Genomic DNA, 14,551 nt, shown 5'->3' on the forward strand with positions numbered 1-14,551 from the left:
TCATTACTTTTTTCTCCTAAGTTGCTATAATCTGCACCCATTTTTCTATATCTAAGAGTTAATAATGAGCCAATTTTCCCCGCTTGTTGGATCTGATTATCCATTTCCTGGTAAACCTGTTGAATTAACTTCACAGGAAAAGATTGATTACAAAGCTAAAATCAAAAAACTACTTGTTGAAAAAGATGCGGTACTTGTCGCTCATTATTATACCGATCCTGAAATCCAAGCTTTAGCTGAAGAAACTGGTGGTTATGTTGCAGACTCTTTAGAGATGGCTCGCTTTGGTCGAGATCATAAAGCAAAAACATTAATCATTGCTGGTGTTCGCTTTATGGGTGAAACAGCAAAAATATTAACACCACACAAAACCGTATTAATGCCCGAGCTAGCTGCAACTTGTTCTTTAGACGTGGGTTGTCCTGTGGAAGAGTTTTCTGCCTTTTGTGATGAACATCCAGAACGTGCCGTTGTGGTTTACGCAAATACTTCGGCAGCCGTTAAAGCACGCGCAGATTGGGTCGTGACATCGAGCATTGCGTTAGAGATCGTTGAGCATTTAGATAGCGAAGGTAAAAAAATCATTTGGGGACCTGACCGCCACTTAGGTAGCTACATTGAGCGTGAAACAAAAGCAGACATGATCATGTGGCAAGGCGACTGTATCGTGCATGATGAGTTTAAAGCGAGTGCATTGCGCGATATGAAAGCAATCTACCCTGATGCTGCTATACTGGTTCATCCAGAGTCACCAGAGAGTGTTGTTAAATTAGCTGATGCTGTTGGTTCTACTAGCCAATTAATTAAAGCGGCACAAACATTACCAAACAAAAAGTTAATTGTCGCGACTGATACTGGTATCTTTTACAAGATGCAACAAGCGTGTCCAGACAAAGAGATGATGGCGGCACCAACCGCTGGTAACGGTGCAACTTGTCGTAGCTGTGCTCATTGTCCTTGGATGGCAATGAATGGCCTTAAAGCGATATACGACTCATTAAACGATGCATCAGGGCATGAGATAGATGTTGACCCTAATGTTGCTAAAGGTGCACTTGTGTCTTTAGATAGAATGTTAAACTTTGCCGCTGAGCAACAGTTAAAAGTTAAAGGTAACGCGTAAGCGTTTTATTGTAAGCTCTCACAGAATGAGCTTACTATCACTCAACTTATTGAGAATTTATGATTACTAATGATGTTTTACGCCGTGTACGTTATGCACTGCAATTAAATGATACAAAAATGCTAGCCATCTTTGCTTCAGTTGATAACGAAATGAGCGTTGATTTTTTACATAGTATTATTGCTAAAGAAGACGCGGAAGGTTTTGTACTATGCCGTGACAGCGTTTTATCCTTGTTTCTTGACGGCTTAATCTATGAAAAACGTGGCCGTAAAGAGGGCGCAGTACCAGCTGTATTACCTGCTAAAGCGATTTTATCTAACAACGATATTCTTCGTAAATTACGCATTGCGTTAAACTTTAAAGATGAAGATATGTTAAACGCGCTTAAATTAGCTAACTTCCCTGTATCTAAAGGCGAGTTATCTGCATTATTTAGAAAGTCTGATCACCGTAATTACAAGCCTTGTGGCGATCAACTACTACGTCGCTTTATTGACGGTATCACAGTGCAGTTCCGTGGAACTAAACCAAGTACTGACGCAGTTGACGCTGAGTAAATTTATTTAGCTTCAATCCAATATCAAAGCCGAGTTAATTAACTCGGTTTTTTTATATCTGCTGCTTGCAAGTATCTTCTAGTGTATTTAAAAAATGAAAACTTGTGTAAATATCGGATATAGTCCTGTGATCTAATTAACCTCATAAAAACTCTTACAACTCAATTTAATCAACTATTTATTGAAAGGGAATAATCTATTTGAATCTCAAGTAAATATGAATTAATGTGATTTTTATTTTAAAAAATCAGGCTGAGAATGAGAAGTTCTACAGCCTCGTTATATGAATCTAGAGTTTAGCTATGCATTCTAAAGAAGTACTTGAGTTATTCGTTTCCAAAGCAGACAAACTTATTGCCAGCTCATTTTCGAAGCAAATGCAAAAGAAGCATAAAGTCACAATTGGAGCAGAAGTATTAGATTACGTAGGTCCAACTGACGAAGGGCTTGATGCATTTCTTTTGACGCATAGATTTTTTTCAAAAAAACGAACACTTCCGTATCAATAATTTACATTCACACTTTAAAAAGCTTAAAGTGGATGATAATAAATTAGAAGCACAAATAGAGATGCAGGCTTGGATTAAAAAGTATTGGAACTCTGATTCACCACTTATTTACGATGGTGAAAGAATGTCCAACCGGGATATTTACCAAGGTTCTCTTTATGGTGACCTTGCGCATACAAATAACATTGAACATCGTGAGAAATTTATAGCTTGGACTAAGAGTACAATTTCTAAAGAATTATCATATTTTGACTTCAAAGGCATACTAGGAAAAACGCTTATAATTATTGCACAAACTAAATATCTAACTGAAGATGTTCTTTCGAAGTAAATTTATATAATAAAGCGTTTAAACGTAACTAAAACAGCGGATTACGTTCCGCTTCGCTATACATTACAACAAATCAATTTTGTCTACTTAATGTGGCATTAGCTGTACCTAAACATTGGAGTCGATCATGGAAAGCGTTAAATACCCTATTAAAGGTGCTTGTCAATGTGGCGAAGTAACTTATGAGCTTCTTGAACCACCTTTAATGGTCGTCGCTTGTCATTGTAAAGAGTGTCAAAAGTTATCTACTAGTGCATTTAGTATCACAGCGGTCGTGGCAACTAAAAATGTTAAATTTAGTGGGGTAATGAAAGAATGGAGTCGTCCCTCGGATAGTGGGAATATTAATGGCGCTAAATTTTGCCCGTCATGCGGCAATAGGCTTTATCATTTCGACCCTAATGAACCTGATAAGCTAAAACTAAAACCAAGCAACTTATCAGACACTCGTATAATAAAGCCAACTGTGCATGTGTGGCTTAGTGAAAAGCAAGATTGGTATCAGGTTCCTGAGGGCGTTAAAACTTTCGATAAGCAGCCTTCGTAGCAAGTACAGTTAACAAGTCATTACTGCAGTAAAATTTACAGTTAGCTGTCTTCACTACATTCAGTGTTTAGCTAACTATAAATTTCTTATTATGCGCCGTGAGCTTGTTGAGTTTCTCCAAAAGGGGAACTCACTATACGAGTACAACCCTCCCATTGAACAATTCATTACTCTTAAACATAAAAAACTAACGAGTTTCTATTTCAACGATTTTCAGACTGAGTAACTTATCTGTCCAGTTAGCTTTGTCGATACCATCAACCCAAATGACTCGGCTGTTTCTTGTTTCACCTTGGCGAAGATAAGTATTTGGTAATCTGTAGCTGGCTTGCCATACGTTGAAGGTTTGTTCGGAAATTTGTTTAGCTTCATCATCATAAAAAGTGACTGCGACTTTTACTATTACCACACCCTCTGAGTTATTACTGGATAAGGCAAACTTCAAACCAAGGGATTGCTCTCGCCAAGTGGCTTCAGTAAAGGTCACTTTGACATCACTTTTTACGGCCGTATTTAACAATCCTGAACGCACTAGTGATGATTTATCTTTTGCTGTTTTTTCTGTGCTAGCAGGTATTACTGTAGTCGGGGCGATGACGGCTGGTGCAATTGTATTCTCAGCTTTTGTAGTTATCTCAGCGTTAACCGCGATATATTCCCACGTGTGGTCATCGTTTAATTGAACTGTGGCGCCGTTATCTAACGTTACTGTGCCAATACTTGCTGCGGAAAGTCCAAAGGTCGCTGAACCGAGTAGAATAAATAATGTGTGTCTTAGGTAACGAAAGGGCATAAACTTCAACTTTTATAATTTTATTTAATATGAATAATACAGAATATCTTTCTGCTCAATAAAGGCAAGTTAGTGTTGCTTGAATTGAGTCAGGTATTTGTTCATGAAAGAGAGTCACTGCCATTCAGGTGCATTACATTGTTAGCTTGATTCGCATAGTTTGTTAAGTAAATAGTGACGATTGCATCGTTAGGGTTATTGAAAGTCGTTAAAGGGAGAGGGTATGCGTTGTTTTATTATTGATACAGTTGCGACGGTTGTGTTCTTTACATTGCTTGCAGCTTCTACGGAGCTGTTTATTGCAGGAATGGATCCTTATGAAGTATTAGTGACGCGCTTGATCATGATCCCTATGATGGTGGTTACTGCTCGGCCTTATGGGATTTGGCGAGACTTTTTGTTCAAAGCAGCAAAGCCAACAACTGGGTGGGGTAATACGCTTGTTGATAGTTTGGCTTTTATGATCTTTCAGGTGCCTATTTATGTGTTAACACTGGTTATTGCAGGTGCCGATAGTAAAGAGATTATGAGCTTAATCGCATCCTCATCTTTAATCATGTTGGTGATCAGTCGTCCATTTGGCGTTTATCTTGAGTTGGTACGAAAGTGGGCGGGTGTCTCTGTTATTGAAAATAAGGTGGTAAAAGCGGATTCAATGCCTTTTGATTAGACGGTGAAAGTTAAGCATCGCAATCTATGACTGATGGATTGCGATAATGTTTAATAGCTGGTTTTTCTTTAAACTCACACAGGTCTTCTATTAAGCATGAGCCACAGCGCGGTTTTCTAGCAATACAGGTATAACGACCGTGTAATATTAACCAGTGATGTACATCTACTTTGAATTCCGCTGGAACGACCTTTAATAGCTTCTTCTCTACATCATCGACATTCTTACCCATGGCTAACTTAGTGCGGTTAGAAACACGGAAAATATGCGTATCAACGGCGATGGTTGGCCATCCAAAAGCAGTGTTTAATACAACGTTAGCGGTTTTTCTACCCACACCTGGTAGAGCAACCAGTGCGTCTCTGTCTTGCGGGACTTCACTGTTATGAAGTTCGATTAACATCTTACAGGCTTTAATGACATTTTCAGCTTTACTGTTATATAAGCCAATGGTTCTTATATAGTTTTTTAACCCATCAACACCTAATGCGTAAATCGCTTCTGGTGTATTCGCCACAGGGAACAGTTTGTCAGTGGCTTTATTAACACTAACATCGGTAGCTTGTGCCGATAAAGTCACTGCAACTAATAACTCAAAGGGAGAGCTGAAGTTTAACTCTGTCTCTGGGTGAGGGTTATTGTCTCTTAAGCGAGTTAAGATCTGTTTACGTTTTATAGTATTCATTATTTTTTCAATATGTTATCAATGCTGTTTTTAAAGGCGATGATTAAACCCATCAGGATAAAGGCACCTGGTGGTAAAGCCGCAATTAAAAAGCTAGTGTCTGTATTGTAAAGGCTAACGGTCATAAAGCTTGCCCAGTCACCTAATAAGGTTTCGATACCATCAAATAGTGTACCTTGTGCCAGTACTTCACGTGCAGCGCCTAACACGATTAATACGGCAGTGAAACCTAAGCCCATCATCAAGCCATCAAAGGCAGAGTGTTTAACGTTATTTTTTGAGGCAAATGCTTCAGCACGGCCAATGATCATACAGTTGGTTACAATTAATGGAATGAAAATACCTAGCGATAAATATAGTTGGTAAGTATAAGCATTCATTAATAATTGAATACAGCTTACTAAAGAGGCGATGATCAATACAAACACTGGGATACGGATTGCTTTAGGCACATAGTGTCTAATTAATGAAATTAACACGTTAGAGGCAATTACCACAAACAATGTGGCTAAGCCTAAACCCAGTGCATTGGTTAGTGTATTGGTCACGGCTAGTAGGGGACATAAGCCTAGTAACTGCACTATACCGGGTTATTTTTCCATAAACCTTGCTGGCTTAAGTCTTTATAAATAGCCGTATCGTCGGCTTGAGGTGCTACTTCTTCTGCATCTATCTCTTCCGTCATATCATTCGCGATAGTGGCATTCGCTTTGTTTTCTTGTGTCATTATAGCTCTCCACAAGTTGCTGCTGTATTGAATAGGGTTGATTTATGCTGGTTAAAATACATCAGTGCATTTTTAACGGCAAAAACTACTGCACGTGGTGTGATAGTTGCGCCAGTGAAGGCATCAAAACTACCACCATTCTTTTTCACTTCCCATTTATCATCTTGATCAGCTTGATAGTCAGTACCATCGAATGAATAGATCCAATCTGATTTATTGGTTTGTATTTTATCGCCTAACCCTGGTGTTTCAGTATGGCTATTGATACGCACGCCTGCCACTGTGCCATCGGCATAAATACCTACTAACAATTTAATCTCACCTGAGTAACCTTTGAAGGTACTGCTCTGAATTAAAGCGGCCACAGGTTGATTATATTGGGTAGCGATAAACACTTGTTTAGGGGTTGAATCACCTAATAATTCGCTATCAACTACGGTAAAGCAGCTTTCAATGATGTTGTTATCATAACGATCTGGTTTGATTAACTCATTAATATTGTTTTGTAAGGCAATTTGTTCCTGTTGTTGAATGACAGGTTGCGTTAATACATTTACCAAGGCGATTGCACCTGTACAAAGTACTGCAAATATACCAAGTAATAGCGCATTACGGCTGATTGCTGGCATCATCATGAGCGTCTTCTCCCATAAACTTTAGGTTTGGTGTAGTAATCAATTAATGGCACACATATGTTTGCTAGTAACACTGCAAAAGCCACTGCGTCAGGGTAACCACCAAAATCACGAATAATCACCACTAATAATGCACATAGTAACCCGTAGGCGATACGTCCTTTTACTGTAGTACTGGCGGTAACAGGGTCGGTTAAGATGAAGAAAGCACCAAGCATAGTTGCGCCTGAGAATAAATGATAAAGCGGTGAAGGGAACAACTCAGGATCTGTTGCAAAAGGGATGAAAGAGTAAACAATCATACCTACTAAGAAACTCGCTGGGATGTACCACAAAATTATCTGTTTTTTGAGTAAGTAAAGGCCGCCTGCTAAGAAGGCTAAATTAACCCATTGGCTACCTTGCTGTGAGTCTGGACTGAATAAGGTGGTTTTCAGTGTGTCAGAAATAGTGTCTCCTACGTGTAGCGCATTACGAATGGTTTCTAATGGTGTCGCTAAGGTAAAGCCATCAATTGATGTCTTAATTTGAGTTACGCTATAACCGTCGATACTGTAACCTGTGAAGATTAAGCTCAATGTATCATTGATTGTCACTGGAAAGGCCTGCATTGACTCAATAGGCAACCAAGCGGTCATTTGCACTGGGAATGAGATTAATAACAACACATATCCGGCCATAGCTGGATTGAAAATGTTTTGTCCAAGCCCACCGTAGAGTTGTTTTACTACAACAATAGAAAAGGCGGTACCAATCACAATCACCCACCATGGTGCAAGCGAGGGGATAGAGATAGCTAATAATACCGCAGTGACAATTGCCGTATAATCTTTAATGCTATTGATAAAAGGGCGCTTGCGTAACGTAAGAAAAATAGCTTCCGATGCAACAGCTGTTGCTATCGCTAGTGCGATTTGTACATAGATGCCTAGACCGAACAGGTAGCTATGTACAAGCACACCAGGTATTAAAGCTAATACAACCATTTTCATGATGTCAGGCGTACGGCGTCTTATACGTTGGTGCGGTGAGGTCGAACTGAAAAATGCCATAACTTATTAATCCTTCTCTGCCTGTTTTTTGGCTTTTGCTTTGGCAATGGCTGCCGCTATTCTTGCTTTTTTGTCATCCACAGGATTTTCTTCTACTGGTTCTTCTGATACCGAGCCAGCTTGTGATTGTGCAGGTTGTGCCTTAGCTTCTTCAGCCATTTTTTTCTTAGCTTTAGCGCGAGCAACGGCTGCAGCGATGGCTGCTTTTTTAGGATCAACTTCTGCTTTATCTTCAACGCCATTTTCTAGGTCATTGTCTGTTGAATCTGATCTTGAAGCTTGCTCTTTAGCTTCTGTAGCTGCTTGTTTCTTCGCTTTAGCGCGAGCAACGGCTGCAGCGATGGCTGCTTTTTTAAGATCAACTTCAGTTTCAACATTACCTTCTGAAGTATCTGATGTTGTAGGCTGATCTTTAGCTTCTGCGGCTGCTTTTTTCTTCGCTTTAGCGCGAGCAACAGCTGCAGCGATTGCCGCTTTTTTAGGATCAACTTCAGTTTCAACGTTATCTTCTGAAGCGTCTGATGTTGTAGGCTGATCTTTAGCTTCTGCGGCTGCTTTTTCTTCGCTTTAGCGCGAGCAACAGCTGCAGCGATTGCCGCTTTTTTAGGATCAACTTCAGTTTCAACGTTATCTTCTGAAGCGTCTGATGTTGTAGGCTGATCTTTAGCTTCTACGGCTGCTTGTTTCTTCGCTTTAGCGCGAGCAACAGCTGCAGCGATTGCCGCTTTTTTAGGATCAACTTCAGCTTCAACGTTATCTTCTGAAGCGTCTGATGTTGTTGGCTGATCTTTAGCTTCTGCGGCTGCTTTTTTCTTCGCTTTAGCGCGAGCAATGGCAGCTGCTACCGCTGCTTTCTTTGGATCAGTTTCAATATTATTTTCAGATGAATCTGATTGCGCTTTAGCCTCTGCTGCTGCTTGTTTTTTCGCTTTAGCGCGAGCAATGGCAGCTGCTACCGCTGCTTTCTTTGGATCAGTTTCAATATTATTTTCAGATGAATCTGATTGCGCTTTAGCCTCTGCTGCTGCTTGTTTTTTCGCTTTAGCTCGTGCGATAGCAGCAGCGACAGTGGCTTTTTTCGGATCTGCATCTACATTATTTTCTGATTGAGTCCCGCTATCTGCTGCTTGTTTCTTGGCTTTTGCACGGGCAATGGCTGCTGCAACTTGGCTATTTGCTGCCGTTGGTTTATTGCCAGCTTCTGCTGGTGCTTCGCTATTGGCTTGTTTTTTGGCTTTAGCTCGGGCTAAGGCCGCTGCAACTAAGTCTTCACCACCATTCTTATCTTGCATTTGTTCTTTGCGTTTTTCAGCGGCTAACTTGTGTTTTAATTGACGTTGCTGTTTCTCTGTTTCTAAACGTCGCTCTCTATCTTCATGGCGTTTACGAGCAATAGCAGCTTTTTCAGCTTCAAACTTAGCAGCTTTAATTTGTGATTTAGAAACACGGTAATATTCAACTAAAGGAATATGACTCGGACACACAAAAGCACAAGCGCCACATTCGATACAGGCAGATAGGTCGTATTCCTCTAGTTTTTTATGGTCTTCACTTTGTGAGTACCAAAGTAACTGCTGCGGTAATAGCTCTACTGGACAGGCCTCTGCACATTCACTGCAACGGATACAGTTCATCTCAGGCTCTGGTTGCGGTAACTCCTTTTCCGTTGGCGCAAGAATACAGTTACAGGTTTTTGATACCGGCATACTTGGGTCGCTAACGGTGAAACCCATCATTGGGCCGCCAATAATCAATTGTTGGTGATGTAAAGCATTTAACCAATAAGTATCTAATAAGTGTTGAATCGGTGTACCGATACGCACGCTGGCATTACCTTTACGGGCAAAGGCGTCACCAGTAATAGTGACGATACGTGAAACCAGTGGTTTACCGTTGATGATGGCTTCTTTAACGGCAAAGGCTGTCCCGACGTTAAACATAGAGATGCCTAATTCTGAAGAGTGTTTGTTGATTGGTGTTTGCTCACCAGTTAACACTTCAATCAGTTGTTTCGCACTTCCTGAAGGGTAACGAGTTGGAATAACACGTAATAAGATGTTGTCCGCAGCACCGGGAATGCTTTGTAATGATTTAGTGAATGCTTCAATGGCTTCCGGTTTGTTATCTTCAACAGCAAATATGGTTAATTTAGGCTGTAAAATGTGTTGCAGTATATTAATGCCTTCGATTATCTCATCGGCATGCTCTTGAATTAAACGGTCATCAGCTGTGATGTAAGGTTCACATTCAATGGCATTGATGATTAATAAGCGGTTTTCACTGTGTGCTAATTTTAAATGCGTAGCAAAACCTGCGCCGCCTAAACCCACAATACCTGCTTGTTGAGTCGCTTCGATTAAGGTGGCTGGCATCTCTTGACGATAATCGCTAAAACCTTGAGAAGGGAAAGGTCTATCTAAACCATCGGTCTCAATCACTATCGATAACACTGGAAGGCCCGAAGGGTGGCAGTCAGTTCTTGGCTCAATGGCTTTGACCACACCCGAACTACTTGCATGTTGTACAACTAAGGCACCATACACTTTGGTTAAAGGTTGGCCTTTTAATACGGTATCGCCTACTGCTACCAGTAATTGCGGAATATGACCTTTTTGCTCAACGGCAATGATCAATTCTTCTGGAATACCCGCATCGGTAATAGGACTTTGGTTACTTTGCAGTTTATTTTGTTCAGGGTGCACACCACCGTGAAAATCCCACATTTTACCAGCCGCAATCTGCTCTAATTTTTTATCACTTAATAAATTGCTTTTTTGTGTCATGTTACGGCTCGTTACTGCTGTCGGTTGTAATCGTTTTTGTTGGGATAGTCTGTAAATTCCATTGCCAGTTTTGTGTGGTAATTTGAATCGGTAACATATCAATACAATCTGTTGGACATGGTGCTACACATAGTTCACAGCCAGTACATTCGTCTGTGATCACTGTGTGCATTTGTCGAGTGGCACCTAAAATAGCGTCTACGGGACACGCCTGAATACATTTAGTACAGCCGATACATTCATCTTCTCGTATTAAGGCAATCATTTTAGGTTTTTCTTCACCTTCTAATTGCTTAGGTTCAATGCCCATACGGTCTGCTAATTGTTGCATTACCGCTTCACCGCCAGGGGGCATTTATTAATATCATCACCTTCTGCAATGGCTTTTGCGTACGGTTTACAACCTGGGTAACCACATTGCCCACATTGTGTTTGTGGCAGCATCGCATCCAACTCTTCTACGATTGGATCTTCTTTTACTTTAAAACGAATTGATGAGTAGCCTAATAGGGAACCAAAAATCAGCCCTAAAACACCTAAGGTGACAATGGCAATTACAATACTGATGATCATTTAATTAACCCAGTAAAGCCCATGAATGCTAATGACATTAAACCTGCTGTGATCATAGCGATAGATGCTCCTTTAAAAGGTAACGGAATATCCGCTGCGCTGAGGCGCTCACGAATAGAAGAAAATAAAATAAGCACTAAAGAGAAACCTACGCCTGCACCTAAACCATAGATAACAGACTGCGCGAAGTTATGTTGCTCAGTTAAGTTTAATAAGGCTAAGCCTAAAATCGCACAGTTAGTGGTGATTAGCGGTAAGAATATGCCCAGCAAACGATATAGCGTAGGGCTGGTTTTATTCATGACCATCTCTGTAAATTGTACTACTACGGCGATCACTAAGATAAAGCTCAATGTTTGCAAATAATGTAAACCTAGTGGCTCAAGTAAGTAAGTATTTACAATATAGGAAAGCGCCGCCGTTAAGGTTAAAACAAAGGTGGTCGCTAAAGACATACCTACGGCTGTTTCAATCTTATTAGACACCCCTAAAAATGGGCATAGGCCTAAAAACTTTACTAGCACAAAGTTGTTCACTAACACTGTGCCAAAAAAGAGTAAAAAGTAATCGCTCATAAATAATAATTCCACTACTGACTGTAGGTTATTTTATGCATAAAAAAGAGGGCTATTGTAACAACAAAATCTACCCATTTCAGTGTCAAAATGCAGTCAATTTTGGTGATAGCCTGATTTCTTCTGTGATTAAAAAAATCAAGACTGAATTTTGTTGATAAATCCTGCACTTATTTACTATTAAGGATACGCCTTTTATAAACTTGATTCACATCAATAATCTATATTTAGTGTTACGTATAGTTCTTTGTCACTATATATTGTGTTTTGGAGTGTTTGATGAAACCCGTTGTGATTAAGCGAGATGGTAGCCAAGTTCTCTTTGATGGAGAGCGAATTAAAGTAGCAATTAGTAAGGCTGCAAAGGCGATTAATGATAATAAAGTACAACCGGAGTTAATTGCACATGAAGTAAGTAACTCATTACTTCAACAACAAAGTGTCGATATACACGATATTCAAGATGCCGTTGAAGCCTGCCTGATGAAAAATGGCCACCTTGAGTTAGCGCGAGTTTATATTGAGTATCGACATGATCGCGATATTGCACGCGAACGGAAAAGTAAATTAAACTATGAAATAGATGGTTTGATAGCACAAAGTAATGCCTCTTTGTTGAATGAAAATGCTAATAAGGACGGCAAAGTCATTCCCACTCAACGTGATTTATTAGCCGGCATTATTGCTAAGCATTATGCTAAATCTTATATGTTGCCACGAGATGTAGTGCAAGCGCATGATCGCGGTGAAATTCATTATCATGATCTAGATTACGCACCATTTTTTCCGATGTTTAATTGCATGTTGATTGATATTAAAGGGATGTTTACTCAAGGTTTTAAAATGGGTAATGCGGAGATTGAAGAGCCCAAGTCAATTTCAACGGCAACAGCAGTGACAGCGCAGATAATTGCCCAGGTTGCCAGCCATATTTATGGCGGAACAACCATTAATGGCATTGATACAATACTTGCACCTTACGTGACAAAAAGCTTTGAAAAGCATCTGCTTACCGCTAAACAGTGGTCAATTGAAGATGCTCATGCCTTTGCAACACAACAAACGGAAATTGAATGTTATAACGCGTTTCAATCATTAGAGTATGAAGTGAATACTCTGCACACAGCTAACGGACAGACTCCTTTTGTTACTTTTGGTTTTGGATTAGGAGTCGATTGGCAGTCGCGTTTAATTCAAAGTGCCATTTTAAAAAATCGTATTGCTGGATTAGGCAAGAACAGAAAAACCGCTATTTTTCCGAAGTTAGTGTTTGCTATTAAAAACGGCATCAATCTCAAAGAGGATGACCAAAACTACGATATCAAGCAATTGGCGTTACGTTGTGCCTCGCAGCGAATGTACCCTGATATTTTAAATTATGACAAAGTCGTTGAGGTGACTGGTTCCTTTAAAACACCAATGGGATGCCGAAGCTTCCTCGACCGCTACCAACAAACCTCTCTGACAGAAGCAGGTGAAATAGACTCTGAATTGATTCACGATGGCAGGGGGAACCTCGGGGTGGTAAGTATTAACTTACCTCGTATTGCGCTGCAAGCAAAGGGAGATGTAAAACTCTTTGATCAGATGTTAAATGAACGATTAAAACTCGCAAAGCAAGCGTTAGATACTCGTATTAGTCGACTTAGTGATGTTAAAGCAAGCGTTGCACCTATTTTATATATGGAAGGTGCTTGTGGGGTTCGATTAAAAGCTGATGATTGCGTGGCTGATGTATTTAAGCATGGCCGTGCTTCAATCTCTCTGGGCTATATTGGCTTGCATGAAACGGTAAATGCTTTATTTGGTCATGATCAGCATATTTTTGATAATGGAGTTAAGCAACAAAAGTCTCAACAAATACTCAGCGTATTGAAACAAGCTGTTCAAGATTGGTCTGCAGAATCGGGTTATGCCTTTAGTTTATATTCCACTCCTTCGGAAAATTTATGTGACCGTTTTTGTCGTTTAGATGCCAAAGAGTTTGGTATTGTGAATGGTGTAACGGATAAAGGTTATTATACAAACTCATTCCACTTAGATGTGGAAAAATCGGTCAACCCTTACGATAAAATAGATTTTGAAATGGTTTACCCTGCAATCAGCAATGGTGGTTTTATCTGTTATGGCGAATACCCGAATATGCAACATAACTTAAAAGCCTTAGAAAATGTTTGGGATTATAGTTACAGCCGAGTGCCTTACTACGGGACAAATACACCCATTGATGAATGTTACGAATGTGACTTTACTGGTGAGTTTGAATGCACCAGTAAAGGCTTTGTATGTCCAAACTGTGGTAACTCAGATCCGGAAAAAGTAGCAGTAACACGACGTGTTTGTGGTTATTTAGGTAGCCCAGATGCGCGGCCTTTTAACGAAGGTAAGCAAGAGGAAGTTAAGCGAAGAGTAAAGCATTTATAGAGGTGTTAGTTGATGCATTATTCTAAATATTTCCCTGTTGATGTGGTTAATGGTGAAGGTACACGTTGTACGTTATTTGTATCTGGTTGTGTACATCAATGTAGGGGATGTTATAACCAATCAACTTGGTCTTTAACGGCAGGGCAGTTATTTACCGAGCAGCTTGAACAGCAGATTATTGATGATCTCAATGACCAGCGAATTGTCAAACAAGGGCTGACTTTATCCGGCGGAGATCCATTACATCCGGCAAATCTTGAAACAGTATTGAAGTTAGTGAAACGCGTTAAGCAATCGTGCCATGGAAAAACGATCTGGGTATGGACGGGTTATGTATTAGATGAATTAACTGCTGAGCAGCGTTTGATATTACCTTGGATTGATGTGTTGATTGATGGTAAGTATGAGCAAGATAAAGCAGATTTATCCTTGAGTTGGCGTGGTAGTTCCAATCAAGTTATCCATTACTTATAGGTAATGGATAACTTGATCTAAGTAGTAACCTTGAACAGCAGTAGAAAAAGAAGAGCTCAGTGAGCTCTTCTTTTGTTTGATTTAATGAAT

15 protein-coding genes and 2 pseudogenes are annotated in these 14,551 nt (G+C 40.0%); 8 read left to right on the forward strand and 9 right to left on the reverse strand.

Features of this window, described 5'->3' with window-relative positions:
- Positions 1-64: 64 nt before the first annotated feature.
- From nadA to ACLKL2_RS16550, 5 genes are all read left to right on the forward strand, one after another.
- Positions 65-1,123, forward strand: a complete 1,059-nt coding sequence (nadA, locus tag ACLKL2_RS16530) for a quinolinate synthase NadA (RefSeq protein WP_413692509.1) — start codon at positions 65-67, stop codon at positions 1,121-1,123.
- Positions 1,124-1,182: 59 nt separating this feature from the next.
- Positions 1,183-1,683 carry a DUF1456 family protein gene (locus ACLKL2_RS16535; protein WP_113820179.1) on the forward strand — a complete coding sequence of 167 codons (501 nt, stop codon included), beginning with the start codon at positions 1,183-1,185 and terminating at the stop codon, positions 1,681-1,683.
- 302 nt (positions 1,684-1,985) lie between these two features.
- Complete coding sequence (locus ACLKL2_RS16540) at positions 1,986-2,192, forward strand: hypothetical protein (RefSeq protein WP_413692510.1); 207 nt, start codon at positions 1,986-1,988, stop codon at positions 2,190-2,192.
- A gap of 28 nt (positions 2,193-2,220) precedes the next feature.
- Positions 2,221-2,523, forward strand: a complete 303-nt coding sequence (locus ACLKL2_RS16545; RefSeq protein WP_413692511.1) for a hypothetical protein — start codon at positions 2,221-2,223, stop codon at positions 2,521-2,523.
- Positions 2,524-2,650: 127 nt separating this feature from the next.
- Positions 2,651-3,070: a GFA family protein gene (locus ACLKL2_RS16550; RefSeq protein ID WP_413692512.1), complete on the forward strand. Its 420-nt coding sequence runs from the start codon at positions 2,651-2,653 to the stop codon at positions 3,068-3,070.
- Between the two features lie 187 nt (positions 3,071-3,257).
- Here ACLKL2_RS16550 and ACLKL2_RS16555 read toward each other — a convergent pair whose 3' ends face one another.
- Positions 3,258-3,863 (reverse strand): DUF3157 family protein, encoded by a 606-nt coding sequence (locus tag ACLKL2_RS16555; RefSeq protein ID WP_413692513.1) that lies wholly within the window; start codon positions 3,861-3,863, stop codon positions 3,258-3,260.
- A 223-nt stretch (positions 3,864-4,086) separates the two neighbouring features.
- Here ACLKL2_RS16555 and alaE point away from each other — a divergent pair, with 223 nt between their 5' ends.
- Positions 4,087-4,533 (forward strand): L-alanine exporter AlaE, encoded by a 447-nt coding sequence (gene alaE / locus ACLKL2_RS16560; RefSeq protein WP_413692514.1) that lies wholly within the window; start codon positions 4,087-4,089, stop codon positions 4,531-4,533.
- Positions 4,534-4,543: 10 nt separating this feature from the next.
- On the opposite strand, the gene nth is transcribed toward alaE, so the two are convergent.
- The 8 genes and pseudogenes from nth to rsxA all read right to left on the reverse strand — a co-directional run bounded on the left by nth (position 4,544) and on the right by rsxA (position 11,563).
- Positions 4,544-5,218 carry an endonuclease III gene (gene nth, locus ACLKL2_RS16565; protein ID WP_413692515.1) on the reverse strand — a complete coding sequence of 225 codons (675 nt, stop codon included), beginning with the start codon at positions 5,216-5,218 and terminating at the stop codon, positions 4,544-4,546.
- A pseudogene (locus ACLKL2_RS16570) lies at positions 5,218-5,903 on the reverse strand (electron transport complex subunit E). Before ACLKL2_RS16570 ends, nth begins: the two are co-directional and overlap by 1 nt.
- A 41-nt stretch (positions 5,904-5,944) precedes the next feature.
- Complete coding sequence (gene rsxG / locus ACLKL2_RS16575) at positions 5,945-6,580, reverse strand: electron transport complex subunit RsxG (protein ID WP_413692516.1); 636 nt, start codon at positions 6,578-6,580, stop codon at positions 5,945-5,947.
- Positions 6,577-7,632 carry an electron transport complex subunit RsxD gene (gene rsxD, locus ACLKL2_RS16580; RefSeq protein ID WP_413692517.1) on the reverse strand — a complete coding sequence of 352 codons (1,056 nt, stop codon included), beginning with the start codon at positions 7,630-7,632 and terminating at the stop codon, positions 6,577-6,579. Before rsxD ends, rsxG begins: the two co-directional genes overlap by 4 nt.
- A gap of 6 nt (positions 7,633-7,638) precedes the next feature.
- Positions 7,639-7,791: a hypothetical protein gene (locus ACLKL2_RS16585; RefSeq protein ID WP_413692519.1), complete on the reverse strand. Its 153-nt coding sequence runs from the start codon at positions 7,789-7,791 to the stop codon at positions 7,639-7,641.
- Positions 7,792-7,877: 86 nt separating this feature from the next.
- A complete protein-coding gene (gene rsxC / locus ACLKL2_RS16590; RefSeq protein ID WP_413692520.1) occupies positions 7,878-10,415 on the reverse strand; it encodes an electron transport complex subunit RsxC in 2,538 nt (845 codons plus the stop codon).
- Between the two features lies 1 nt (position 10,416).
- Positions 10,417-10,988: pseudogene (gene rsxB, locus ACLKL2_RS16595) on the reverse strand (electron transport complex subunit RsxB).
- A complete protein-coding gene (gene rsxA, locus ACLKL2_RS16600; RefSeq protein WP_113820170.1) occupies positions 10,985-11,563 on the reverse strand; it encodes an electron transport complex subunit RsxA in 579 nt (192 codons plus the stop codon). Before rsxA ends, rsxB begins: the two are co-directional and overlap by 4 nt.
- A gap of 279 nt (positions 11,564-11,842) precedes the next feature.
- On the opposite strand from rsxA, the gene nrdD reads away from it, so the two are divergent.
- Positions 11,843-13,987 carry an anaerobic ribonucleoside-triphosphate reductase gene (nrdD, locus tag ACLKL2_RS16605; protein ID WP_413692521.1) on the forward strand — a complete coding sequence of 715 codons (2,145 nt, stop codon included), beginning with the start codon at positions 11,843-11,845 and terminating at the stop codon, positions 13,985-13,987.
- Positions 13,988-13,999: 12 nt separating this feature from the next.
- Positions 14,000-14,461: an anaerobic ribonucleoside-triphosphate reductase-activating protein gene (gene nrdG / locus ACLKL2_RS16610; protein ID WP_413692522.1), complete on the forward strand. Its 462-nt coding sequence runs from the start codon at positions 14,000-14,002 to the stop codon at positions 14,459-14,461.
- Positions 14,462-14,551: the final 90 nt, after the last annotated feature.

The sequence above is a fragment of the Psychromonas sp. KJ10-2 genome, from assembly GCF_047323255.1.
GTDB lineage: Bacteria > Pseudomonadota > Gammaproteobacteria > Enterobacterales > Psychromonadaceae > Psychromonas.

Coding starts and splice junctions, on each gene's coding strand:
- nadA (WP_413692509.1), top strand. CDS start 65: ATGAGCCAATTTTCCCCGCTTGTTGGATCTGATTATCCATTTCCTGGT.
- ACLKL2_RS16535 (WP_113820179.1), top strand. CDS start 1,183: ATGATTACTAATGATGTTTTACGCCGTGTACGTTATGCACTGCAATTA.
- ACLKL2_RS16540 (WP_413692510.1), top strand. CDS start 1,986: ATGCATTCTAAAGAAGTACTTGAGTTATTCGTTTCCAAAGCAGACAAA.
- ACLKL2_RS16550 (WP_413692512.1), top strand. CDS start 2,651: ATGGAAAGCGTTAAATACCCTATTAAAGGTGCTTGTCAATGTGGCGAA.
- ACLKL2_RS16555 (WP_413692513.1), bottom strand. CDS start 3,863: ATGCCCTTTCGTTACCTAAGACACACATTATTTATTCTACTCGGTTCA.
- alaE (WP_413692514.1), top strand. CDS start 4,087: ATGCGTTGTTTTATTATTGATACAGTTGCGACGGTTGTGTTCTTTACA.
- nth (WP_413692515.1), bottom strand. CDS start 5,218: ATGAATACTATAAAACGTAAACAGATCTTAACTCGCTTAAGAGACAAT.
- rsxG (WP_413692516.1), bottom strand. CDS start 6,580: ATGATGATGCCAGCAATCAGCCGTAATGCGCTATTACTTGGTATATTT.
- rsxD (WP_413692517.1), bottom strand. CDS start 7,632: ATGGCATTTTTCAGTTCGACCTCACCGCACCAACGTATAAGACGCCGT.
- ACLKL2_RS16585 (WP_413692519.1), bottom strand. CDS start 7,791: ATGGCTGAAGAAGCTAAGGCACAACCTGCACAATCACAAGCTGGCTCG.
- rsxC (WP_413692520.1), bottom strand. CDS start 10,415: ATGACACAAAAAAGCAATTTATTAAGTGATAAAAAATTAGAGCAGATT.
- rsxA (WP_113820170.1), bottom strand. CDS start 11,563: ATGAGCGATTACTTTTTACTCTTTTTTGGCACAGTGTTAGTGAACAAC.
- nrdD (WP_413692521.1), top strand. CDS start 11,843: ATGAAACCCGTTGTGATTAAGCGAGATGGTAGCCAAGTTCTCTTTGAT.
- nrdG (WP_413692522.1), top strand. CDS start 14,000: ATGCATTATTCTAAATATTTCCCTGTTGATGTGGTTAATGGTGAAGGT.